Source organism: Pseudoalteromonas pernae, assembly GCF_039831865.1.
In the GTDB taxonomy this organism is placed as follows: Bacteria; Pseudomonadota; Gammaproteobacteria; order Enterobacterales; family Alteromonadaceae; genus Pseudoalteromonas; species Pseudoalteromonas pernae.
On the sequence record NZ_JBDODM010000001.1, the window covers coordinates 474,440 to 497,956 of the forward strand.

At 45.5% G+C, this 23,517-nt stretch carries 19 protein-coding genes; 9 read left to right on the plus strand and 10 right to left on the minus strand.

Annotated features, from left to right (window positions below; translation table 11 throughout):
* Positions 1-190: 190 nt before the first annotated feature.
* Positions 191-427 carry a hypothetical protein gene (locus V1358_RS02045; protein WP_347389208.1) on the plus strand — a complete coding sequence of 79 codons (237 nt, stop codon included), beginning with the start codon at positions 191-193 and terminating at the stop codon, positions 425-427.
* A gap of 60 nt (positions 428-487) precedes the next feature.
* Here the strand turns inward: V1358_RS02045 and topA are convergent, their stop codons facing one another.
* Both topA and V1358_RS02055 read right to left on the minus strand, forming a co-directional pair.
* Positions 488-3,139 (minus strand): type I DNA topoisomerase, encoded by a 2,652-nt coding sequence (gene topA / locus V1358_RS02050; RefSeq protein WP_347389207.1) that lies wholly within the window; start codon positions 3,137-3,139, stop codon positions 488-490.
* A 273-nt stretch (positions 3,140-3,412) separates the two neighbouring features.
* Positions 3,413-6,094, minus strand: a complete 2,682-nt coding sequence (locus V1358_RS02055) for an Ig-like domain-containing protein (protein WP_347392433.1) — start codon at positions 6,092-6,094, stop codon at positions 3,413-3,415.
* 165 nt (positions 6,095-6,259) lie between these two features.
* On the opposite strand from V1358_RS02055, the gene V1358_RS02060 reads away from it, so the two are divergent.
* Positions 6,260-7,594, plus strand: a complete 1,335-nt coding sequence (locus tag V1358_RS02060; protein WP_347392434.1) for a dicarboxylate/amino acid:cation symporter — start codon at positions 6,260-6,262, stop codon at positions 7,592-7,594.
* A 62-nt stretch (positions 7,595-7,656) separates the two neighbouring features.
* Here V1358_RS02060 and sohB read toward each other — a convergent pair whose 3' ends face one another.
* Together sohB and V1358_RS02070 are read right to left on the minus strand one after the other, a co-directional pair.
* Positions 7,657-8,673: a protease SohB gene (gene sohB, locus V1358_RS02065; RefSeq protein ID WP_347392435.1), complete on the minus strand. Its 1,017-nt coding sequence runs from the start codon at positions 8,671-8,673 to the stop codon at positions 7,657-7,659.
* A 99-nt stretch (positions 8,674-8,772) separates the two neighbouring features.
* Positions 8,773-11,178 carry a VolA/Pla-1 family phospholipase gene (locus tag V1358_RS02070; protein ID WP_347389203.1) on the minus strand — a complete coding sequence of 802 codons (2,406 nt, stop codon included), beginning with the start codon at positions 11,176-11,178 and terminating at the stop codon, positions 8,773-8,775.
* A gap of 198 nt (positions 11,179-11,376) precedes the next feature.
* Between V1358_RS02070 and V1358_RS02075 the strand changes: the two genes are divergently transcribed.
* Complete coding sequence (locus tag V1358_RS02075; RefSeq protein WP_347389202.1) at positions 11,377-12,120, plus strand: YciK family oxidoreductase; 744 nt, start codon at positions 11,377-11,379, stop codon at positions 12,118-12,120.
* A gap of 71 nt (positions 12,121-12,191) precedes the next feature.
* Here V1358_RS02075 and rluB read toward each other — a convergent pair whose 3' ends face one another.
* The 5 genes from rluB to rnm are packed head-to-tail and all read right to left on the minus strand — an operon-like array spanning position 12,192 to position 16,000.
* A complete protein-coding gene (gene rluB / locus V1358_RS02080; RefSeq protein ID WP_347389201.1) occupies positions 12,192-13,061 on the minus strand; it encodes a 23S rRNA pseudouridine(2605) synthase RluB in 870 nt (289 codons plus the stop codon).
* Positions 13,058-13,648, minus strand: a complete 591-nt coding sequence (gene scpB, locus V1358_RS02085; RefSeq protein ID WP_347389200.1) for an SMC-Scp complex subunit ScpB — start codon at positions 13,646-13,648, stop codon at positions 13,058-13,060. The genes rluB and scpB overlap by 4 nt, the downstream gene beginning before the upstream one ends.
* 58 nt (positions 13,649-13,706) lie before the next feature.
* Entirely contained in the window at positions 13,707-14,522 is an 816-nt protein-coding gene (locus tag V1358_RS02090) for a segregation and condensation protein A (RefSeq protein WP_347392436.1), read from the minus strand.
* Positions 14,519-15,139, minus strand: coding sequence for an L-threonylcarbamoyladenylate synthase (locus V1358_RS02095; RefSeq protein ID WP_347389198.1), 621 nt, complete (start codon positions 15,137-15,139; stop codon positions 14,519-14,521). Before V1358_RS02095 ends, V1358_RS02090 begins: the two co-directional genes overlap by 4 nt.
* A gap of 27 nt (positions 15,140-15,166) precedes the next feature.
* Positions 15,167-16,000, minus strand: a complete 834-nt coding sequence (gene rnm, locus V1358_RS02100; protein ID WP_347392437.1) for an RNase RNM — start codon at positions 15,998-16,000, stop codon at positions 15,167-15,169.
* A gap of 502 nt (positions 16,001-16,502) precedes the next feature.
* Between rnm and V1358_RS02105 the strand changes: the two genes are divergently transcribed.
* Genes V1358_RS02105 through trpA form a run of 6 tightly spaced genes read left to right on the plus strand, consistent with a single transcriptional unit; the run spans position 16,503 to position 23,050 of the window.
* On the plus strand, positions 16,503-18,101 hold the full coding sequence (locus tag V1358_RS02105) for an anthranilate synthase component 1 (RefSeq protein WP_347392438.1): 1,599 nt from the start codon (positions 16,503-16,505) through the stop codon (positions 18,099-18,101).
* Positions 18,098-18,688 carry an aminodeoxychorismate/anthranilate synthase component II gene (locus V1358_RS02110; protein ID WP_347389195.1) on the plus strand — a complete coding sequence of 197 codons (591 nt, stop codon included), beginning with the start codon at positions 18,098-18,100 and terminating at the stop codon, positions 18,686-18,688. Before V1358_RS02105 ends, V1358_RS02110 begins: the two co-directional genes overlap by 4 nt.
* Positions 18,689-18,690: 2 nt before the next feature.
* Positions 18,691-19,695 carry an anthranilate phosphoribosyltransferase gene (gene trpD / locus V1358_RS02115; RefSeq protein WP_347392439.1) on the plus strand — a complete coding sequence of 335 codons (1,005 nt, stop codon included), beginning with the start codon at positions 18,691-18,693 and terminating at the stop codon, positions 19,693-19,695.
* Positions 19,688-21,052: a bifunctional indole-3-glycerol-phosphate synthase TrpC/phosphoribosylanthranilate isomerase TrpF gene (trpCF, locus tag V1358_RS02120; protein WP_347392440.1), complete on the plus strand. Its 1,365-nt coding sequence runs from the start codon at positions 19,688-19,690 to the stop codon at positions 21,050-21,052. The genes trpD and trpCF overlap by 8 nt, the downstream gene beginning before the upstream one ends.
* A gap of 7 nt (positions 21,053-21,059) precedes the next feature.
* The gene (trpB, locus tag V1358_RS02125) at positions 21,060-22,244 is read left to right on the plus strand and encodes a tryptophan synthase subunit beta (RefSeq protein WP_347389192.1); all 1,185 of its coding nucleotides are present in this window, start codon (positions 21,060-21,062) and stop codon (positions 22,242-22,244) included.
* Positions 22,244-23,050 carry a tryptophan synthase subunit alpha gene (gene trpA, locus V1358_RS02130; protein ID WP_347392441.1) on the plus strand — a complete coding sequence of 269 codons (807 nt, stop codon included), beginning with the start codon at positions 22,244-22,246 and terminating at the stop codon, positions 23,048-23,050. The genes trpB and trpA overlap by 1 nt, the downstream gene beginning before the upstream one ends.
* Here trpA and V1358_RS02135 read toward each other — a convergent pair whose 3' ends face one another.
* Positions 23,051-23,326, minus strand: a complete 276-nt coding sequence (locus tag V1358_RS02135) for an HU family DNA-binding protein (protein ID WP_347389190.1) — start codon at positions 23,324-23,326, stop codon at positions 23,051-23,053.
* Positions 23,327-23,517 lie beyond the last annotated feature (191 nt).

Sequence of the window (23,517 nt, forward strand, 5' to 3'; positions counted from 1 at the left end):
TTTTTTGCTTAGAAAAACATAACGGCCTGTTAGTCTTGCGCTTTTAAGAAATAATTTGTTCTGCTCATACGTGTAGCTCAAGTCACCTACACTGATCGAAACACTCATCTTAACGATAAAAATATCTCACTTTCATAATTATTATTCCTGAGCTAAAAATAGCAGCAGTTTCCACTCATTAGGATGAACTATGAAACGCCAACTTTTAAGTGTGTTATTTGCTATCAGCTTAACGAATGCCTATGCGAGCGATGATTTACCAGTCGCCCCCACAGAAACAGTCAAGGAGTACACGCAGATGTGCTTAGACTGGGCCAAGGAAGATGACATCGATGAGCAAAGCTTGTATCAGTACGTTTTAGACTGTGTGAATGACGAGCTGACAGCAGCGGGTTATCAAACAGTTGAGAAAGTAGATATCAAATAACCGCTTAACTAAATAAGCCTAGGGGAATAACAAAGCCGCTCATTGAGCGGCTTTTTTTGGTTATTTGGCTTTCTTTGCGGGTGCCTTTTTCTTGTCTTCGACGACCCATTTGCCGTGTTCGAACGTGGCTTTCCATCCAGTCGCCTTACCATCAACTTCAGTCATCACATACTGAGACTTGGTCTTACGGCTAAAACGAACAATGGCCGGATTACCATCTGAGTCCTGTGCAGGTGCCTCAGCTAAGTAGTGGAATTTCGGAGAAATACGATCTTTAAAGCGCTGTAATTCTTCTACTTTAGGTGCACGTGTTTCCCTTGATTTCGGGAAGGTAGACGCTGCTAGGAATATACCTGCGGCACCGTCACGTAATACGAAATAGGCTTCCGATTTTTCACATTCAAGTTCAGGTAAATGCACTGGATCTTCTTTCGGAGGCGCTGCTTCACCGTTTTTCAGTAGCTTACGAGTGTTTTTACATTCTTCGTTAGTACAACCGAAATACTTACCAAAACGACCGTTTTTAAGCTCCATGTCAGAGCCACATTTGTCACATTCGATAATCGGGCCGTCATAACCTTTGAGCTTAAATTGACCTTGCTCAATGACATAGCCACTGCAACCAGGATTGTTACCACAAACATGCAGTTTGCGCGCCTCGTCGATTAAGTATGAGTCCATTGCAGTTTCACACTTAGGGCAGCGCTTCATCTGCATTAATGTTGAGGTTTCAACGTCTTCAACTTCATCAGCATTGACCGCTTCCTCACCTGGAGTGAGGTTCATGGTGGTAGTACAACGCTCTTTGGGTGGCAAGTTGTAGCCTGTACAACCTAAGAACACACCTGTTGATGCTGTACGAATACCCATTTTACGGCCACACGTCGGGCAATCGATATCCGTTTCAACCATCTGATTTTGGCGCATACCACCTTCAGACTCTTCACCACTGGCAACCGTCAGTTGGGTGCTGAAATCTGTGTAGAAATTATCTAACACTTGGGTCCATTGACGTTCGCCTTCAGCAATATCGTCCAGACGCTCTTCCATTTTCGCTGTGAAATCGTAGTTCATTAGCTCAGTGAAGTTCTCCACTAAACGATCGGTGACAATTTCACCCATTTTTTCTGCGAAGAAACGGCGATTCTCAACACGCACATAGCCTCGGTCTTGGATGGTACTGATAATTGCCGCATAGGTTGATGGACGACCGATACCGCGTTTTTCCAATTCTTTAACCAAGCTTGCTTCACTGTAACGCGCTGGCGGCTTAGTGAAATGCTGTTGCGGGTCAAGTTCTACCAACGCAAGTTCATCGCCCACTTTAAGCGCAGGTAAGGCTTGCTCTTCTTCGTTCTTTTTACGCACTGCCGGTTGAACACGTGTCCAACCGTCAAAACGCAACACTCGGCCTTTGGCCTTTAATTCAAATTCACCTGCGGCAACACGCACTGTGGTTAAATCGTATTGCGCTGGCACCATTTGGCACGCTACAAACTGACGCCAGATAAGTTCGTATAACTTCTTCGCGTCAGCATCAACACCTTCAACATGCCCAGAAAGTACTTTTACATCAGAAGGTCGAATCGCTTCGTGCGCTTCTTGCGCATTGCCCTTGGCGCTATATACGTTCGGCTTTTCCGGTAGGTAATTTTCACCGAAATTCTGTTCGACGTAATCACGACACATGGAAATAGCGTCTTGCGACAAGTTGGTCGAGTCGGTACGCATATAGGTGATGTAACCCGCTTCATAAAGTCGCTGAGCCAACATCATGGTTTTCTTTACGCCATAACCCAAACGGGTACTCGCCGCTTGTTGCATGGTTGACGTGATAAACGGAGCACTCGGACGACTTTGGCTTGGCTTTTCTTCTACTTCGCTAACACGATACTGCGCGTTTTGCAGCACAGAGGTCGCGGCGTGTGCCTGCTCTTTATTTACAGGCTTAAATGCTTCGCCGTTTTGCTTAGTCACTAATAAACGCAATGCATCTGCTTTGGCACTTACATCGGCATGGATATCCCAAAATTCTTGCGGGATAAATGCTTTGATTTCGCGTTCACGCTCAACCAACAGGCGAACAGCAACCGACTGCACTCGACCGGCCGATAAACCTCGAGCCACTTTTTGCCACAGCAATGGAGATACCATAAAGCCCACAACACGGTCGAGAAAACGACGTGCTTGTTGAGCTTGCACCATGTCAGTGTTCAATTCACCTGGATCTGAGAAGGCTTGCTGAATAGCGTTTTTGGTAATTTCGTTAAAGACAACGCGTTTATATTTGCTTTTATCGCCACCGATGATTTCTTCGAGGTGCCATGCAATAGCTTCCCCTTCTCTATCCAAATCGGTTGCGAGATAGATTTCGTCGGCATCTTGAGCGAGCTTTTTAAGTTCCTGAACAACCTTTTCTTTGCCAGGAAGCACTTCATAATGTGGTTTCCACCCTTTTTCAGGATCAATACCCATACGTGCGACTAGGTTTTGGTAGTCTCGCTTCTTTTTATACGCAGCCTTTTCTTCAGGTGCCATTTTGCGCACCTCTGCAGGAGTTTTCCCCGCAGGAGCCTTTGCCTTACCCGAACCAGACGTCGGTAAGTCGCGTACGTGGCCTACGCTGGATTTAACAATGTAATCCTTGCCTAGGTACTTATTGATAGTTTTTGCTTTTGCAGGAGACTCTACAATGACTAGCGATTTGCCCATAATAGTCTAAGTTGACCCATCTCTTTTGTATTGTGACTGCCCTTGTCCTGGGCACGAATAATTATAGGTATATCTACAATCACCTATTGTTACAAGCTTTTACACCAAACTTTTAGTCGATCAGTGATTTTTTAACCGTTTTGTGGCTTCGTTTTGACCGCCAGTCCAAGCTATATAAACTGACTCAAATATTAACGCAGCGCAAATATATAGTAATAAAAACAAAAATGCCAACCGAGTGGTTGGCATTTTGTTGATTACTAACGTTTAGGATTAACCATCATCTTCGATTGTTACTAGTGTTTGTGCACCAGTCAAACCACTTGGAGTCGTGTAGCTAATTCTAAGACTGCCGACAGACTTTTTATTTGGTTCGGTTTCACGCGAAATTGTAATTCCCATAGATAACGGAGTTCTTTGATTCGTACTTGGTACAACAAAGCTAGTAAGGCCGCTAACGATACCGTTGTCAGAGCTAATAATTACTTCTGTACCTGCAGGTAATGGGTTGTTATGTACATCACTCATCAACACCTTTACAGAAATAATTGCGTATGGTGAATCTGCTGTGATGCTTACGTAATTTATATCACATTGATACGCAGTATCACTCGCTTCAAGTGTAATGAATTGCGATTCCTGACAATCATTTGTCATCGGCGTCACTGCACGAAAATAAGCTGTGCCACCTGACATAACCATTACTAGGCTATCACGAACGTCCACCAAATCTCTTGAGCAATTGTCGTTGGTTTCATCTTGGCATAATAAGCCGTTATAAACACCGTTTCCGAGATTGAACTCACCATCTATCGAATCATTAGACTCTTTGTCAAAGAATGTCTCATTCTCTCCACCATTTGAATCGACAGGGTTTCCTGGTGCTGTCGAACCATCAAAAACACCGTTTTCATTGTTATCCACGAATGCTTCGGACAAGTCTGCTAGCACAGGGTCGAACTCTCCTGAGTCGAAACGGCCGTTATTATTTAAATCAACAAAGCTCTCTTCACCACTAGAAATAGCAACGATCGTTGAGCGTCCACCTAGAGGGCGATCAATTGGTGCTAAGTAACCTTCATCTAAAGGTAAATCATTGCCATCGCTACCAACATAGCTTTCTAAATTGCCTTCAGCATCAAGTCGTGCTTCAAGAATACCGTATGTGCAAGGAGCAGCTTCACCGAACCAACGGTCACATTTATCTCCAACACTATTTTGATAAATACTGTGATGATATGGAATCGGATTCTGACTGCGCCACTGAGCACTACATTCACCATCAACAGTACGGCACAATAGTTGCGCTGACATACTCTGGCCATCAATAGTACCTACGGCTCCACCTTCGGTAGTGATGTACACCTCAGTATCATCGGGCACGAAATTGTTATATTTGTCGGCAGCTAGTACAGTTAGGTCAACCACAACATTCGCTCGATTCAATGCTTCAGGATTTAACTGTTCAGCAGATAATGTAAAGCTGTTTTGGTCAGCAACACCTGTCGTTACAGTTACACCATTAGAGAGAGAGGTTAGTAATTCTTCAGTATCGCCTGTCGCTTTAACATGTGAGGCTTTTACTTTCAGCACACCTGAGGTTAGGCCTGAACGAAGGGTAACATACGCTTCCCCTAAGTTATTCGTATACTGGGAAGCGCTGTCAAGTGTTGCGCCACCAGGGTTCTGAGCTAGAGCGAAATTCAACTCTTGCTGGGGAACTGGATTACCATTAACGTCTAGAAGACGGAATGAAAGCACGCTGGTTTCTTTTAATGATTGACCACCGGTACCTTTAATTGCAAGAACAGCATCAGACGCCCCCAAATACTCGATCGACCCCGTTTCAGCAGCAGCAACTGGAAGAGTAACCGATGCAGTTTCGCCCGTACTTAACGTGGCTGTAATTTGATCGTTGCCGTTACAGCCATTTGCGCGATATGTGGCTGTTGCAACACCGCCAATACTCGTAACAGTTTCATCTATTGAAGCAGTTGCCGGTGTGGCTGATGAACAAGCAGACGAAAAACTAACATCAACAGGAACTGTAAACACTTCACCAGTCGAAAGTGCAAGGCTAGCAGTAACTATCGTAGTAGAACCAGCAGCTAAAACCTCACCATCTTCTAGGCCTGTATCTAGGCTCAAAGTTACTTGAACTGCATTGATTTCGAATGAAGCAGTTTGTGACGCATCTAGAACGTTGACTGTTACCTGACCAGTACCATCGTCGTTACCCGCAGAAAGATTGAGTAACGCTATGCCGAAGTTATCAGTTCTGGATTGACCATCTTGTTCTAAAATACGCCCCTTTGTAGTAGAACCGGTAATTACAGCTCCACGAATTGGTGTAGAAGAGTTCTCACGAGTTACTTTTACGAATAGAATAGCTGGTTCAGAAGATAAGTTATCGTTAAATTCACACTCTGAAGGATCCAGTTCCACAGTCGTTCTGTCTACATTTCGCCAACCCGTCGGGCAGTTTTGTAGAATGCGGATACTAAGTTCAGCACCGTCAGTGGTACTAACTGGTTCGTCACCTGCGGTTTCAAAACCCAGCTTAGCTGATGCACCTTCATAGCTCGCGACTACAGTTCCCGCACCTTCAACGGTCCCAGCTTCAAGCATAATTGTCGCAACACCGTCAGCATTTGTTTTAGCCGTGCCCGTTGAAGGGTCAAAGCTACCTAGCGATGTTTCAAAAGATACAACCTGACTTGCAACCGGGTTACCATCGGAAGCAGTAACAGTTGCAGAAATCTCTAAAGGCTCGTCAAAGGTGACGATGCGATCTTCAAATTCAATCGAAACACTATAAGTAACAACGGTGTTACCGCCACCATCACCACCTGTTCCAGTGTCTCCACCATCACTCTCCCCCAAGCTTCCCCCACCGCCACAAGCGACAAGAAACATACTTAGCAAAGCAGCGCTGAGTAATCGAATAAAACGCATTTAACTCTCCCTAACGTTTATTTATTTTAAATTATTTACTTAATATTAACTCAAGCTTACTAAAATACGTATCCATTTCTGAAAAAAGTTATCGTTTTTCGCTGCATTAAGAGTTTTTCGCTGATAGGCTATAGCAAAATATTATAATCAAGTTGAATGTTGTTTATGTCTTCTAAAGGTTCATTAAGCCTCACCAGCCGCATTATGATTGGTATGGGACTCGGGATCGCTACCGGTTTCCTATTCAAAACCATTCTCGGTGGGGAACAAGAATTACTGCTCAATTTAGGACTGTTCGCATTGCCTATTAAGGGCTTTTTTGTTGATGGGTTGTTCCACATCGGCGGGCAAATATTCATTGCCAGTTTGAAGATGTTGGTCGTGCCGCTCGTGTTTGTCTCACTGGTGTGCGGGACATGTAGTTTAAGCGACCCAAAAACGTTAGGACGTCTGGGTGGCAAGTCTCTGCTACTGTATCTAAGTACCACAGCCATAGCGATAACAGTGGCGATTACCGTCGCATTGCTTGTCAATCCCGGTGAAGGGATCACATTACCTTCTGATGCCTCATTTGATGCCAAGCAGGCACCAACGTTGGCGCAGGTAATCATAGGTATGTTCCCAACTAACCCAATTGATGCAATGGCAAGCGGCAACATGCTGCAAGTAATTGTTTTTGCACTTCTATTTGGCGTAGCTATGGCATTGAGCGGGGAAGCCGGACAACGTTTGAGTGCGGTATTTGAAGACCTAAACAATGTTATTCTTAAGCTTGTTACTTTGCTGATGAACATCGCTCCTTACGGTGTGTTCTGTCTTATGGCGAAGCTATTTACCACGATAGAATTTGGCCTAATCTTAAGTCTAGCTAAATACTTTGGTGTTGTACTCGTTGCCTTAGCAATACACGGTTTAGTGAACTACTCAATTATCTTTAAGGTGTTCACAGGTCTAAGCCCTGTTAAATTCTTAGCGCAAATGAAAGACACGTGTTTATTTGCTTTTAGCACCTCAAGCTCAAGCGCGACGATGCCAGTAACCCTTGAAACTGCAACTAAAAAGCTTGGTGCCAGCAACTCAGTAGCTTCTTTCACCGTACCACTTGGCGCCACCATTAATATGGATGGCACAGCGATTATGCAAGGCTGTGCAACGGTGTTCATTGCCCAAGTATTCGGCGTTGATTTAACTATTTCTGACTACCTAATGGTTATTCTAACTGCCACCCTAGCCTCTGTTGGTACCGCTGGTGTGCCTGGCGTTGGCTTGATTATGTTGGCCATGGTATTGAACCAAGTTGGATTACCTGTAGAAGGTATCGCTATCATCATCGGGGTTGACCGTCTTCTAGATATGACCCGTACAGCTGTTAACGTAACTGGTGACTGTATGGTGACTCTCGTAGTCGCTAAGTCTGAAGGTCAATTAGACGAGGCCGTTTTCAACGACTTAGAGTCTGCCAAAGAGCTTGAAGAATACAAACCAAAAGCGCGAAGCTAACTGCGCTGTAAATAAGACATAAAAAAGCCCCGCTATGCGGGGCTTTTTTATTTACTTTATATCTACGGCTTTAACCGCTGTGTTTGGCTCCACAGCCTCATCCCCACAGACTCGATAGTCAGTGCTAAGTTCTTAGCCAATTTGTCTGCAAATCCTTTCTTGCGCTTATAAGCTAATTTGTATGCGTGTCGCTCTTTAGCCAAAGAAATGAGCTCATCATCACTGGTGTTGATGCGGTCGACTAAGCCTTTGTCTTTGGCGTCTAAGGCAAACCAATGCTCTCCTGTCGCCACTGTATCCAAGTCCATATTTGGACGATTCTGGGCCACAAACTGCTTGAACAAGGTATGCGTTTGTTCAATTTCTTCTTTAAACTTGGCACGACCGTCATCGGTATTTTCACCAAACAAAGTGAGTGTACGCTTGTACTGTCCTGCAGTGATTTGTTCGTAGTCAATATCGTTCTTTTTCAGGATCTTATTAAAGTTAGGGATCTGCGCGATAACACCGATTGATCCGACAATAGCAAAGGGGGCGGCAATAATTTCATCGGCAACACAAGCCATCATATAACCACCACTTGCCGCAACTTTATCGATTGCGACTGTCAATCGAATTTCAGCCGCTTTAATACGTTGTAGTTGCGAAGCCGCTAGACCATAACCGTGGACAACACCACCACCGCTTTCCAAACGCACCAATACTTGGTCTTTTTCTTTATCGGCCAACATGAGTACCGCACTGACTTCTTCACGCAAGCTTTCGACTTCATGCGCATCCATGGAGCCCTTAAAGTCAATGACATAGACCTTGCCTTTTGTTGCGCTGTCTTCGTTGTTTTTCTGCGCAGCCTTTTGCTCTTTGTGTAACGCTTTCAACTCTTTTTTATCAAGGGTGTTGGCGAGAAAGTCGTCTTTGACGTTTTGCATTTGCTCTGATAAATCAGTCACTTCCAACGAGCCACTTTTACCTTTAGGCTTAGAGCTCGCCCCCACGATAAGTGCTATGACTGCACCGATTGCCACAACGACCGTAAGCGCCTTGGCTAAAAATAGTCCGTATTCAAAAAGATATTCCACTGCTTGTCCTCTTTCATAATTATGCAGGCAATGTAACACAGCCTATAGACACAAAAAAGCCGCACCCTAGGGTACGGCTTTTTAACTCTCGATAAGAGATTACTGAGCAATAACAGTGGTATCTACGATAGGTAGAACAGTGCCTTTTGTTGCTAAGTAAGTGGCAAACTGACGTTGCATTTCTGCATTTGCAGCTGCACTACCTTGCGCATCTGCACCCGCTGATGCATCAGCGGCAGGTGTCAGCAATGAACCATGATGGCCTTTTGCATAACGCACTAAATAGCTTGAAGGCTCTGCAGTCATTTTAGTTTCAGTGGCTACTTGGGCGCCCATAAGGGTCGCAAGTGGAATAGTACCCGCGATTGGATTTGTCGCAACGCTCACTGGCACAACGGTATCCGGCTTGTTTGCAGCACCATCACCGACAACCGCAGTGGTCAATGTTGGTGTACCAAGCGCATTTACGCGCATTGCGTAGTTGGTCGGGTCGCCAGCATCGATAATTGTTTGCGCAGCAAATGAGAATTCAGTCATCGTTGCCGCGATAGCTGCAATACTTGCCGTATCACCTGCCGCTTGAAGTGACGCCATAAATGCTTGGAAACTACATGTTACATAGGCTTCTTGGTCTTGAACATACTGCGCACAGCTTGCCAGTGCACCGTCTTGTAAGAAGGCGCTAAATTCAGCTGACTCATCTAAACCAGCACCTAAAAGTACCGAGCCTTGGATAAATGGACCAAATGTATCTGAATTCAATAGGATGCTTACCGCACCACCGCCACCGCTACTCAATGCCGCTGTGTGCACTTTGAATAGTGGGTCGATTTGTGGGTTTAGTTCCGTATTAGTTGTTGCCAAGAACGAAGGCGCTACGATTGAACCCATCGACACCGCACCCATACTCACGTCCAGCGTGTTCAACTCAGGGTCACCGCTGAAGTTAAGACCTAGGCGAAGACCAAGTAAATCTGCGCTTGATTGGCGGATGTTGTCACGACCAACTAAAAGAGATTGCAGGTTCATATACGCAAGGATTGAGCTAGTTGTTGCACTGAAATCATCAGTACCATCGTTGTCTACGTCAATACCACGCTCACCGTGAGCCGGTAAATCGATAGCAACAGTAGCTAAACCTTGCAGGCTCAATGCCCCCGTAAGTGCAAGCATGTCTTCTTTAGTACGAGTAATACCATGTTGCAAGATAACCACAGGCCAGCCGCCTTGTGGCATTGCCATTGCTTCTAAACCTAATTGCGCACGAATAGCGTTCAATGTGTTTAGATCAGCCGGCTTAGTAATTTGTACTGGTACATTAGCATAGCTTTGTACTTTAGGAATTTTGTTGTACTTGGTGAGGTGACGTTTGTCATCAAGACCGAGGTCACGAAGCAAACCGCCGCTCAGCGCAGCACATAATGCATCGTTAGGCGTTTGCGGTTGCTCTGGGAATGCTTCACCCACTTGAGCTTTATACCCTAACACAGTTACTGCGCTATCACAGTTCGCTTCCCAGTAGATGTCATTTAAATCTGATAACTCTTTACCTTCTGGCGTCTTTAGGTAGTTAGGAAGAAGGACACTGCCTTTTTCGTAGCTAACAGCATTAAACACTACTGGCACATTTTGCATGCCTTGAGATGCGAATACTTGTCCAACTGTCACTAAAGGCTGATCAGGAATGGTTACTGCTGGCGTTGGTAGGCTTGGTTCTTGTAAAGACGCAGCCAAAATGCTCTTAATAGTATTAAGGACTTCACCCGCTGACTGCATCGTCATCGCTGCAGTGTAAATGATGTCATCTTTATTTAAATCTGTGCTACCGACCAGTACATTTTCATAGCTGTTAATAACCGCTTGTAATGACTTTTGTTCAGGCGTCACCAACGGCGTCTCGCCGCTCACCAAGGCATAGGTAGAAGAAGGAGTAATTGAGCGACCTTCACTGTCTTTGAGGCTCGTTGTCAACGTAGTGATGTAAGAGCGGCCTTGAGTAAATGGCTTCAATGGAATAACAGCAACAGAATCACCATTACCACGAGTTATGAAATCGACGCCAAAGGTTAATTCTTTAACAAATTCACATGCGATACCTGCTGGTACGGCTGCACACGTTGCTGAACTTTGGTCTGCACCCATCACCACTTCAAAAATACGCACACTGCCTGGAGTTGCAGCAGAAGTAGCATCTAGGCTTACACCTGCAGGGAATGCTAGGTCAATCGCGTAAGGCGTTTGTGTAGACCAACCGTCTAATGCGCCAAGCGCAAGTTGAGGGCTACTGTAATCAGTGCCTTCACCTGGAATATTTAAGGTTCCATCTGTTGTGCCACTAAACAACAAATCATTGGGTACAGAAATTTTGCCTGCACTTGGATCAAAAACAACAGTAGAGAGTGGCTTTACTGTTGGTGTATCCGTTTTTATTTCTTCTAGCGTCTTTTCGCTGCCACAACCAGCGAGAGCAGAAGCTACAGCGAGAGAGAGTAGCATTTTTTTCATTTTGTTGGCTCCAAACCTTTTCTTATTGTTCTGCGCTTAATAATGTTAATCAAAAGGATAGAAAATCGTTAATGACACATTAGACCAGTTTAACTTAACGTAAACTTGTACCTTTCGCCACTTAATTTTGTAATAAATCGATTACTTGCAAATTGATTATGATAAAATTCGTGAAAAATTTAGCGCTAGGTGCAGCTTATGCAAAATTACAACGCAAGTCCAAACGCTTTAGAGCAAAAAGTCATATTAGTTACCGGAGCTGGTGACGGCATCGGCCGCGTGGCGGCTATTACTTATGCAAAACACGGCGCGACTGTGATTTTGCTTGGAAAAACAACACAAAAGCTTGAATGTGTTTACGACGAAATCGTCAACGCTGGTTACCCACAACCTGCTATTGTGCCGATGGATCTCAAAGGTGCCACAAAGCAAAACTACCGCGACCTTGCTGCAACTATAGAGCAACAATTTGGTAAGCTAGATGGCCTGTTAAACAACGCCAGCATCATCGGCTCCTTAGGTCCACTAGAACATTTCTGTTCATCGACATTTGAGAGCATCATGAAAGTAAACGTGACCGCTCAGGCGATGATCACCAAAGCCATGTTCCCAGTGCTAAGAAAAGCAGATAACGCATCGATTATTTTTACATCGTCGGGTGTGGGTCGTGAAGGCCGTGAATTTTGGGGTGCGTATTCAATCTCAAAATTTGCGACCGAAGGCATGATGCAAACTTGGTCAAAAGAAGTGGGCAAAACCAATATTCGTATTAACTGTATCAACCCGGGTGCAACGCGCACTAATATGCGCGCCAGTGCGTTCCCAGGTGAAGATAGAGATAAGCTAGCGACACCGGAAGATTTAATGCCTACCTATTTATACCTTATGAGCGATGACTCAATCGGCGTAAATGGCCAATCATTGGACGCACAAAGCAAATAATAATTGCCCAGCGACCATTAATAAAAAACGCCGTATCAAACGGCGTTTTTTATTTGTTCTGAGTTGAACACCTATCTGCGTTTCTTGTGCTGTTGCACACGCTGATTGTGTTTCTTAACCGCCTTACGAATACGGTTAACTTGTGCGCGCTTATCTTTGCGCTTGGGCTGCATTTGCTCAACGGTTAGCTTGGTTTGTGTTTCAGGACGCAAGCCTACGCTCTTACGAAGATAATTTACACGTGCTAACTCAAGCTCTTCCCAACCACCTTGAGGCAAACGCTTATTCAAATCTAATTGACCATAACGCACACGGATCAGGCGCGACACTTCTACTCCCTGTGATTGCCACATACGGCGCACTTCGCGGTTACGTCCTTCACTGAGAGTCACGTTGAACCATTTGTTGATGCCTTCGCCACCCATAGGTTTAATGGAGTGGAAACGGGCTGGTCCATCATCCAATTCAACGCCTTTGGTGAGTGTTTTCAACGTATCGTTTGTCACCTCACCAAAAACACGAACTGAATATTCACGCTCAATTTCATAGCTTGGGTGCATTAAACGGTTAGCAAGCTCGCCATCATTGGTGAATAAAAGTAAGCCTGAGGTATTGATATCTAATCGACCGATTGCAATCCAACGGTCGCCATCCACTCGTGGTAAACGGTCGAACACAGTACGACGACCTTCAGGGTCTTTACGAGTACACAATTCACCTTCTGGTTTATGGTACATCAACACGCGACAAATACGTTCTTGCGGCTGCTCAATTTTGACCACGTGCCCATCAACACGGATGGTTTGTGTTGCTTCAACACGGTCGCCTAAACGGGCAACTTTGCCATCAACACTGACACGGTTTGCCTCGATGTATTTCTCCATCTCACGACGGGAGCCTACACCAGCACGCGCTAATACTTTTTGTAACTTTTCACTCATTCAGATGGTTCTCTCACAGAAGGATCATGTAATAACTTATCTATCTGGGTCTGTTGCTGTTTTGGCAGCGGTGGCAATTGCTCAAGCCCAGATAAAGAAAAATAGTCTAAAAATTCATTTGTTGTTGCATATAAAGATGGCCGTCCGGGTACTTCTTTATGGCCAACCACTTTTACCCAACCTCGCTCTTGCAAGGTTTTCATGATGTTACTGGCTACGGTCACACCGCGTACTTGCTCTATTTCCCCACGGGTGATGGGTTGGCGATAAGCAATCAAGGAAAGTGTTTCAAGCAGCGCTCGCGAATATTTTGGTGCTCGCTCCTGAAACAGGTTACTCAACCAGGGGCTTAAACTGCTGCAAGCTTGGAAACGATAGCCCGACCCCACTTTGACCAAACGTATGCCCCGTGTTTGATAATGACTTTCGATGGCTTCAAGTGCATCGTTCACTCTTTTTGGCGCTACGCTGATGTCACTGAGGACGGTTTCTTTTAATTGTTTTTTTGTCAGTGGCTTAGGTGATACAAAAATAGCGGCTTCAATCAGCTCGACTAGTTGTTCATCACTAATTCGTCTGCTGGTCATGCTGTAACCTCAAAGTAAGCGCGTATTATGGCAGAGCCCATGGCTAAGGCAAAGCGATTCATTCATCATTGTGCTCTTTTAGACGCACATGAATGATAGATACGCTGTTTACTTGCTGGCAAAGGATGAGCCCTTCTTTGGTCAACTCTAAAATAGCGATAAAAGTAACCACTACACCAGCACGCCCTTCCTCTATCGTGAACAACTGAGCAAACTCTACATAACCCTCAGCGTCTTGAAGCCGAGACAAGATATCGCTCATTCTCGCTCGGGTAGATAGCTGCTCGGCAGTAATGTGATGGTGCTCAAATGATTTTGCCCTTGCCATCACGTCACTCAGTGCAAACATCAAGTCCTGTAAAGAGACATCAGGAAACAAAGGTGAAGGCAACGCATCCTCTTCAATTAACGCATGAGCGCTAAATATGTCTCTCTCCATGCGCGGTATTTCGTCAAGTTGTTCAGCAGCTTTCTTAAATTGCTCATATTCTTGCAGTCGACGAACCAACTCTGCGCGCGGGTCTTCCTCTTCTTCGAGCTCTTCATGAACAGGCAGCAATAAACGCGATTTTATTTGCGCAAGCAAAGCCGCCATCACCAAATACTCGCCAGCTAATTCGAGTTGGAATTCACGCATCATCTCAACATACTTCATGTATTGTTCGGTAATGCTGAAAATAGATAATTCAAGAATGTCTAACTTGTGCTTTTTAATGAGGTAAAGCAGCAAGTCCAAGGGCCCTTCAAAGGTCTCTAGAACAACTTCGAGGGCATCCGGTGGGATATACAAATCCTCTGGCTTTTCAATAACGGCTTCGCCGCGAATAAATGCCAGTGGGAGCTTTTGTTGCTCAGTTAAGGCTTGCTCAGTCATTGAAATGGACTTGGGTCACCACAGCCTACACGCAACACTTCTATGTCACCTTCAGACATATCAATGACGGTCGTCGCTTGCTCGCTTAGATAACCGCCGTGGATAATCACATCAACGTGCTTTTCCAGCTGCATGCGGATCTCATCTGGATCAGACTCTGTAAATTCTTGCCCAGGTAGAATCAATGAACACGACATCATTGGTTCGCCCAGTTCAGCCAAAATGGCTTGGCAAATGATGTTGTCTGATACACGAATACCGATGGTTTTTTTCTTTTCATTCAACACACGGCGCGGCACTTCTTTGGTGCCTTTGAAGATAAACGTGTATGGTCCAGGTGTGTTGTTTTTAATGAGGCGGAACATCTGATTATCAACCCGAGCATAGGTCGCTAACTCAGATAAATCACGGCACATAAGGGTAAAATTATGGTGTTTTTCAATGCCACGAATACGAGTTATGCGCTCTTGCGCTTGCTTCTCACCGAGCTTGCAGCCTATTGCATAGCCGGAATCAGTTGGATAAACAACAACGCCACCTTGGCGAATAATTTCAACCGCTTGCGTTATCAAGCGGTGCTGAGGATTTTCTGGATGTATATGAAAAAACTGACTCATGACATTCCTTTATTTAGTTATTGTTATTTACTGCCAACGCTGCCATACGCCATCACAGTCTTTAGGTAAGTATAGGTTCTTTCCTAATTCTATGTAAGGTAAAGGAAAATGAAAGTCTGATCCCTGTGAACACAACAAGTTATTCTCGCGCGCTAACTGACCTAAAAACTGGCGTTCACAAGGTGCTTGCTGGGTTTGCGCCACTTCCATTGCATCGCCACCCAAGCTACTGAATTCTTGAATCAACTTACGCAACCATTTATTCGACATTTTATACCGTGCTGGATGTGCTAGTACCGCTTGGCCGCCGGCACTATGTATTGCATCGATGGCTGTTTGCATATCGCACCAGGTGCTTGGCACGTATCCAGTATTACCACGGCTAAGGTATTTTTTGAAAACGCCTTGAACACTTTTTGCAGCACCTTGCTCAACCAAGACTCGGGCAAAATGCGCGCGGGTCACTTGAGCACGCTCGGCCAATAACATGGCTTTTTCATGAGTCGATTGAAAGCCAGCCTTATCAAGACGTTCACCGATTTTAAGTGCACGTTCGCTTCTCTTTTGCTGCTGTTCACCCAACAAATCAAGTAACTGCGGAGCTTGCGTGTCGACTTGCAGCCCAACAATATGGATTTCAAAACTGTGCCATCGGGTCGAGATTTCAACACCAGGGACGAGTTCTAAGTCTAAATTTAAATCCGCGATTGCTTGCTTCGCAGGTGCAATACCAGCAACCGTGTCGTGATCGGTCAGGGCCAACACATTCACGCCTTTTTCGGCGGCACGTTGCACAAGTTCTTCAACGCTTAATTTTCCGTCCGAATGGGTACTGTGACTGTGGAGGTCATATTTAATCACGTTTTATCTCTGTCGCTGCAATAGTTTTAAGGATGTCAGTGTACCATTGATGCTGATTTTGGTGGCAATAAAGTTTTCTTACCCAAAGGGTTGACAGTCGTTCCTGTGTGGGGTCTACTAAGTGACATATTAAATCAGTGTTAAGAAAAATAAATGAACACAGCAAACCTAATTCATATCACTTGGTGGTGGCACTCGAACTAGCGGGTGGAATTAGTCGTGGCTGTTGCTACTTAAACTGATACAAACCCGCACATCCCGCGGGTTTTTTTGTACTTAATTTTTGGTAAATGATAACGATGATGACTCAGTCTAAAAACAACATGATTATTTGGTGGTGGCACTCGATATAGCGGGTGGGCCTCGTCATGGCTGAGCATTTTGCAACCCGCGGCTTAACATTAAGTCAGCGGGTTTTTTTGTAACTTTTATACTCAACATGCAGTAATTTTTGTAAGACTGTGTGCTTAAGTGATTGATTATATGGGAATGAGGACCTTTTATGATTTTTAGTCACATTTCAACAACAGCCGGTCAGGTAACCAGCATCAGTTTACGAAGGGAGTATATTCCCTCGGCGCTGAGCTTGTTTGCAAAGACGGATAACGCTAATGCCCTGTTGTTAGAATCTGCAGAAATTGACTCCAAAGAAAACCTTAAGAGTATTGTGTTAGTTGATGCCGCGCTTCGTCTTGAATGCAACGGCAAGCATGTCATCGTCAAAGCTCTTAGTAACAATGGGGCTCAGCTATTGCCTTATTTGCGCAGTCACATAAACAACGCCAGCTGTGAATTGAGCGATGATGAGCTCCATGTACAGTACGGTGAAATCGACAGCACTGTTGACGAACACGCCAAACTTAAAGCTGCGAACGCGTTTGATACTCTGCGCCAATGTATCACCCGCATTAGTAACAACACGGATAACCCATTTGCCTTGTTCCTTGGCGGTGTGATGGGTTACGACATGGTCGCGAACGCCGAAGAGTTACCCGATGTACCGACCAAAGACAACAGCTGCCCTGACTATGTGTTTTATCTAGCGGAAACCTTAGTGGTTGTTGACCACCAGCAGCAAAGTACGGAAATTATTGGCAATGTATTTAACGGCCCACAAGTGCACGCTAATTGCTTTGAAGTTGGACAAAAAGTAGAACGCCTCAACGCTTTGTGTGACGAGCTCAGCGAATACACCCCCGCCCCAGACACACAACGCGAATTAAATGCCCACGTGGATATTTCCGATGAAGAATTCAAAAGTCAGGTCGTGGCACTTAAACAACACATTGTAGATGGAGATATTTTCCAAGTTGTTCCTTCTAGAACCTTCACTCTACCTTGTGTAAATCCGCTTGATGCCTACGCCAAACTAAAAGAACAAAACCCAAGTCCCTATATGTTTTATCTTCGTGACCAATCATTTAGTTTATTTGGTGCCTCTCCAGAATCGGCATTGAAATACAGTGCGCAAACCAATCAAGTTGAAGTTTACCCGATAGCAGGCACCCGCCCACGCGGCAAGCATGCCGACGGTAGCTTGAATTTAGATCTCGATTCGCGCATCGAATTAGACCTTCGTAACGACACTAAAGAGTGTGCAGAGCACATCATGTTAGTGGATCTTGCTCGTAATGATGTGGCCCGAATCAGCAAGCCAGGCACACGCCATGTTAAAGAGTTGCTCAAGGTAGACAGGTATTCGCATGTTATGCATCTGGTTTCTCGTGTTGTTGGGCAACTAAAAGAGGATTTAGATGCCCTACATGCATATCAAGCCTGCATGAACATGGGTACTCTTGTTGGCGCACCTAAAGTCAGCGCCGCTAAATTAATTCGTGAAGTAGAGAAAAAACGCCGCGGAAGCTACGGCGGTGCGGTGGGTTACCTCACCGGAGATGGCTCAATGGACTCTTGTATTGTTATTCGCAGCGCCTTCGTGAGAGACGGTTTAGCGCATGTTCAAGCAGGGGCTGGCGTTGTCTATGACTCAGATCCTCAGGCAGAAGCCGATGAGACACGAGCTAAAGCCGGTGCGGTGTTACGTGCAATTGCCACCAGCTCAAGCCAAGAAGTTAGCAACAGCCAGGAGTCAAAAGCATGAATTATAAGATTTACTTCTTAGATAATGTCGACTCATTCAGTTATAACTTGGTCGATGAATTTGCGTTGCTTAATCAAGAACTCGTGGTTTATCGCAACACGGTAGATGCGCGCACCATTTTTGAGCGCATGTGTGCAGAAACAAAACCTGTGGTTCTGGTGCTCTCACCCGGCCCGGGTGCACCAAGCGACGCGGGCTGCTTAATGGAGCTCATTGAGTTGTGTAAAGGTAAATTCCCGATGCTTGGGATCTGTCTTGGTCAACAAGCATTGACGCAAGCTTATGGTGGTGTGGTGGGTCATGCCAACGAAACCGTGCACGGTAAATCATCGACCGTGAACCTCGAGTCGCACCCTGCCCTTGAGGGTTTTGGCGACACGCTCGTAGTTGCGCGTTACCACTCTCTTGTAGCAACCCATGTTCCTCAGTGTATTCGCGTCATTGCACACTATCAAGGTATGCCGATGGCCATTAGCCATGAACAAGACAAAGTGTTGGGGTATCAATTTCACCCTGAATCCATTTTAACGCCACATGGCGCAGTATTACTGAAACAAAGTTTGGCCTATTTGACGGCAGAGGATTGACCATGGATGCGTTAACTAAATTATATAATCAACAAAACTTAAGCTTTGAAGAGTCTCAAGCCGTCTTCAACGAAGTGATGCAAGGTCGAGTTGATGACATCACGCTGTCATCGCTGTTAACTGCTTTAAAAATAAAAGGCGAATGCAGCGAAGAAATTGCTGGAGCAGCCGCGGCCATGCGTGAAAACGCAGTCCCTTTTGTTACCTGTGCACAAGGCTTAATCGACATGTGTGGCACAGGCGGTGATGGTGCAAACACCATCAATGTAAGCACCACAGCTTCTATTGTCGCTGCAGCGTGTGGCTTAAATGTGGTTAAACACGGCAATCGCAGTGTATCGAGTAATTCAGGCTCGTCTGACTTACTGATGAGCCTAGGCATTAACATCGACATGTCAGCTGAGCAAGCGTCTTATTTACTGGAACAAACTGGCTTCACTTTTCTATTCGCACCCCTGTACCACAGTGGTGTAAAACACGCGATGGCCGTTCGTACAACGTTAAAAACCCGAACTGTGTTTAATATCCTAGGCCCACTTGCTAACCCAGCAAAACCTAAAGCTCAGCTTCTCGGTGTATATGATGCCAAGCTGTGCTTACCTATGGCGAAAACGCTGCAACGACTTGGATGTGAGCGCGCTATGGTCGTTCATGGCGCGGGGACTGACGAAATTGCGCTGCACGGCACAACGCAGGTGGCTGAGCTAAAAAATGGTGAAATTAACGAGTACACATTGTCGCCAGAAGATTTTGGACTTGCAAAGTTTTCACTTGATGAATTAGCGGGAAGCGGACCAGACTACAACGCCAAGGCAGCGCAAGATATATTATCTGGCAAAGGAACTGATGCGCACAACGCTGCTATTATCGCCAATGTTGCAGCAGCTCTGGTTATTAACAACAAAGCCGACTCTTTTAAAGACGCGGCAGCAGCAGTCAAAAATGTGTTAGCAAGCGGTGCTGCAATGAACACACTCAATGCCATTGTAGAGGTAAGTCATGGCTAATGTATTAGAAAAAATAGTTGCGGATAAACGCATTGAGGTGGCTGCGCGTAAACAAGCGCGACCATTGTCTGAATTCATCGACCAAGTGGTTCCCACCACACGCGATTTCTATAAAGCATTGAGTGACGGGCCGACTAGCTTCATCCTCGAATGCAAAAAAGCCTCACCGTCTAAAGGCTTGATCCGTGATGTGTTCAATTTAGAAGAAATCACTTCGGTTTATAAACATTACGCTAGTTGTATCAGTGTGTTAACCGATGAAAAGTATTTCCAAGGGTGTTTTGAGTACCTCCAAAAAGTGCGCGCACTTGTTGACCAACCACTTATTTGCAAAGACTTTTTTATCGACCCATATCAAGTGTATTTAGCGCGACTTTACGGCGGTGATGCTATCTTGCTGATGCTGTCTGTACTCGATGACGACACCTATCGTGAGCTAGCTACAGTGGCTACATCATTGAATATGGCTATTTTAACCGAAGTAAGCAACGAGGAAGAGGTCACCCGCGCACTGGAGCTCGATGCACAAATTGTCGGTATCAATAACCGTAACTTACGCGATTTGACCACGGATTTAGCGACAACCGAGCAGCTTCGAAAGCTTATTCCTGAAGGTAAGGTTGTTATTTCTGAGTCTGGAATCTACAGCCATCAAGATGTAAAACGTTTGAGCCCGCTGTGTGATGGCTTCTTGGTAGGCAGCTCCTTGATGGCTCAACAAGATTTAGATGCAGCGTGTAGAAGCCTGATCTTAGGTGACAACAAGGTGTGCGGTTTAACCCGAGTACAAGACGCACAAGCGGTATATCAAGCCGGTGCTGTGTATGGTGGGCTGATCTTCTACCACAAATCCCCACGTTACGTTGATTTTGATTGTGCTCGCGCCATTGTTGACAGTGCTTCACTTAAATTTGTCGGCGTATTTGTTGATGCGCCAGTTGAGCAAGTCAGTGATTATGCAGCGCAACTCAAACTAGCAGCTGTACAACTGCACGGAAGCGAAAACCAAGAGTATATCCAGACGTTGCGAAATAAGCTGCCCATCACCTGTCAAATTTGGAAAGCGCAGGCCGTAGATAAGGCTTTGCCCAGCGCTTTAAATGGCGTAGATCGCATCTTGTACGATACCTACTCGCCTCATGCCAAAGGAGGCTCGGGCGAACAGTTCGATTGGACATTGCTACAAGGTGCTAATGCCCCATTTATGCTCGCCGGGGGTCTGAACCCAGATAATGTGAGCATAGCTAGAGATGCAGGCGCCCAAGGACTCGATTTAAATTCAGGTGTGGAAAGCGCACCTGGCAAGAAATGTAAGAATAAGATTGACGCTGCCTTCGCAGCAATACGGAATTATTGAGGAAGTTATGAAAAATCCAGCCTATTTTGGCGAGTTCGGCGGTATGTTCGTACCAGAATTATTGGTACCCGCTTTAAAGCAACTCGAAAGTGAATTTAATAAATCACAAAAAGACCCAGAATTTGAAAAAGAGTTTCATGCGCTACTCAATGAGTACGCTGGACGCCCAACGCCACTGACGCTTACCCGCAATTTGGTTAAAAACCCAAAGGTAAAATTGTATTTAAAGCGTGAGGATTTACTGCACGGTGGCGCACACAAAACCAATCAGGTATTGGGCCAAGCCTTGTTAACCAAACGTATGGGCAAAGAGGAAGTCATCGCCGAGACAGGTGCCGGCCAACACGGTGTTGCAACCGCCCTAGCCTGTGCGCTACTCGGTTTAAAGTGCCGCATTTATATGGGTGCAAAAGATGTCGAGCGTCAACAGCCTAACGTATTTCGCATGCGCTTGATGGGAGCTGAAGTTATTCCTGTCACCGCAGGTTCTGGCACACTTAAAGACGCAGTAAACGAAGCATTGCGCGACTGGTCGGCCAATTATAAAACCGCGCATTATTTGCTGGGTACCGCTGCCGGTCCACACCCATTCCCAACCGTGGTACGAGAATTCCAAAAAATGATTGGTGAAGAAGCTAAACAACAGGTACTCAAAGCTGAGGGCCGATTACCCGATGCCGTTATCGCCTGTGTGGGTGGTGGCTCCAATGCCATTGGTATGTTCACCGATTTTATCGACGAGCCCAGCGTTAAGCTCATCGGCGTAGAACCTGCAGGTAAAGGACTTGATAGCGGTGAACACGGCGCGACCTTGTGCCGCGGCACAAAAGGTATTTTACATGGTGCATACACCTACATCATGCAAACACAGCAAGGACAAATTGAAGAGTCTTACTCTGTTTCAGCGGGCTTAGACTATCCTGCCGTGGGTCCACAGCATGCATATTTGCATGAAACTGGCCGCGCGCAATATGTGGGGATCACCGATGATGAGGCGCTTGATGCGTTTAAGGCATTAGCCCGTAATGAAGGTATTATTCCTGCGCTTGAATCAAGCCATGCGTTGGCTTATGCCCTGCAGTATGCTGAACAACAAACAGAAGACACAATTTTAGTGGTTAACTTAAGTGGCCGTGGGGACAAAGACCTTGCGCACGTACACACGGTTTTGCAGGCGCGAGGAGATGAGTAATGAGTCGTTATAGTGCAATGTTTGCGACCCTTCACGAAAAAGGTGAAGGCGCGTTTGTTCCTTTTGTCACCATCGGCGACCCAAGCAAAGAGCAAAGTATAGAAATCATCAAAAGTTTAATTGATGGCGGTGCCGATGCGCTGGAGCTAGGGATCCCGTTTTCTGACCCAATAGCGGATGGTCCAGTGATTCAGCAAGCGAATATTCGTGCGCTTGCGCAAAACATCACTACCGATGTGTGCTTTGACATCATCAAAGAAATCCGCAATTACAATGCGGATATCCCCATCGGTCTATTGCTTTATTCAAACCTAGTAATAGCCAAGGGCATTGAAAACTTCTACCGCAGCGCCAAGGACGCAGGCGTAGATTCAATTTTGGTTGCCGATGTGCCATTACATGAGTCGAAATTATTTCGCAGAACTGCAATGAGTTGCGGAATAGAGCCTATTTTTATCGCCACACCAAACGCAGATGATGAGACGTTACGTCAATGTGCGTCTTATGGTCGCGGTTACACCTATTTGCTTTCACGCGCGGGCGTAACCGGCACAGAAACAAAAGCCCAGATGCCACCAGGGGAAATGATAACCAAGCTCACTGAATATCATGCTGCTCCAGCGCTACTGGGCTTTGGTATAAGTACACCACAAGATGTCAAAGATGCATTAGCAAGCGGAGCAGCTGGTGCTATCAGCGGCTCTGCCGTGGTGAAAATTATTGCTGAGAATTTACAAGACAACACAAAAATGTGTGATGAACTACGCGCATTTTGTACACACATGAAAGCAGCAACGAAAGCCTAATTAATCTGCCAAGTGGTCTTTAAGTGCTTTTGCGCATTTGAAGGCCACTTTATTTTGTCCTTCAATTTCAATTTGCTCACCCGTTTGCGGATTTCTACCTAATTTGGCGGGGTGATAACTCAATGAAAAGTTGCCAAATTTTGGGATAAATACGGCATCGCCCTCATGTAATGACTGCGTAATTGCATCAAGCATCGCGCCAAGCGCAACCGTGCATTCTTTTTTGCTTAAACCACTGTGCGTATGCATCGCATCAATAAGCTGTTTTTTGTTCACTTTTATCCCTACTAAAAACCAAGAAGGCGCGCAGCCTAAAAGCGTGCGCAAAAAAAGTCAAACCAAACGCCGCTGTGCCCTCACATACATGTCGGCGCATATAGAATATTTTAACGGCGTTAGCATGATATTTAACCCGTCAGCATGACTAGCTATTTAAGTTGATGGCTATGGCCTTGAGATACAAGCAA

What these genes read in the sequence shown, in the direction of transcription:
- V1358_RS02045 (WP_347389208.1), top strand. Translation starts at nt 191, where the DNA reads ATGAAACGCCAACTTTTAAGTGTGTTATTTGCTATCAGCTTAACGAAT.
- topA (WP_347389207.1), bottom strand. Translation starts at nt 3,139, where the DNA reads ATGGGCAAATCGCTAGTCATTGTAGAGTCTCCTGCAAAAGCAAAAACT.
- V1358_RS02055 (WP_347392433.1), bottom strand. Translation starts at nt 6,094, where the DNA reads ATGCGTTTTATTCGATTACTCAGCGCTGCTTTGCTAAGTATGTTTCTT.
- V1358_RS02060 (WP_347392434.1), top strand. Translation starts at nt 6,260, where the DNA reads ATGTCTTCTAAAGGTTCATTAAGCCTCACCAGCCGCATTATGATTGGT.
- V1358_RS02070 (WP_347389203.1), bottom strand. Translation starts at nt 11,178, where the DNA reads ATGAAAAAAATGCTACTCTCTCTCGCTGTAGCTTCTGCTCTCGCTGGT.
- V1358_RS02075 (WP_347389202.1), top strand. Translation starts at nt 11,377, where the DNA reads ATGCAAAATTACAACGCAAGTCCAAACGCTTTAGAGCAAAAAGTCATA.
- rluB (WP_347389201.1), bottom strand. Translation starts at nt 13,061, where the DNA reads ATGAGTGAAAAGTTACAAAAAGTATTAGCGCGTGCTGGTGTAGGCTCC.
- scpB (WP_347389200.1), bottom strand. Translation starts at nt 13,648, where the DNA reads ATGACCAGCAGACGAATTAGTGATGAACAACTAGTCGAGCTGATTGAA.
- V1358_RS02090 (WP_347392436.1), bottom strand. Translation starts at nt 14,522, where the DNA reads ATGACTGAGCAAGCCTTAACTGAGCAACAAAAGCTCCCACTGGCATTT.
- V1358_RS02095 (WP_347389198.1), bottom strand. Translation starts at nt 15,139, where the DNA reads ATGAGTCAGTTTTTTCATATACATCCAGAAAATCCTCAGCACCGCTTG.
- V1358_RS02105 (WP_347392438.1), top strand. Translation starts at nt 16,503, where the DNA reads ATGATTTTTAGTCACATTTCAACAACAGCCGGTCAGGTAACCAGCATC.
- V1358_RS02110 (WP_347389195.1), top strand. Translation starts at nt 18,098, where the DNA reads ATGAATTATAAGATTTACTTCTTAGATAATGTCGACTCATTCAGTTAT.
- trpD (WP_347392439.1), top strand. Translation starts at nt 18,691, where the DNA reads ATGGATGCGTTAACTAAATTATATAATCAACAAAACTTAAGCTTTGAA.
- trpCF (WP_347392440.1), top strand. Translation starts at nt 19,688, where the DNA reads ATGGCTAATGTATTAGAAAAAATAGTTGCGGATAAACGCATTGAGGTG.
- trpB (WP_347389192.1), top strand. Translation starts at nt 21,060, where the DNA reads ATGAAAAATCCAGCCTATTTTGGCGAGTTCGGCGGTATGTTCGTACCA.
- trpA (WP_347392441.1), top strand. Translation starts at nt 22,244, where the DNA reads ATGAGTCGTTATAGTGCAATGTTTGCGACCCTTCACGAAAAAGGTGAA.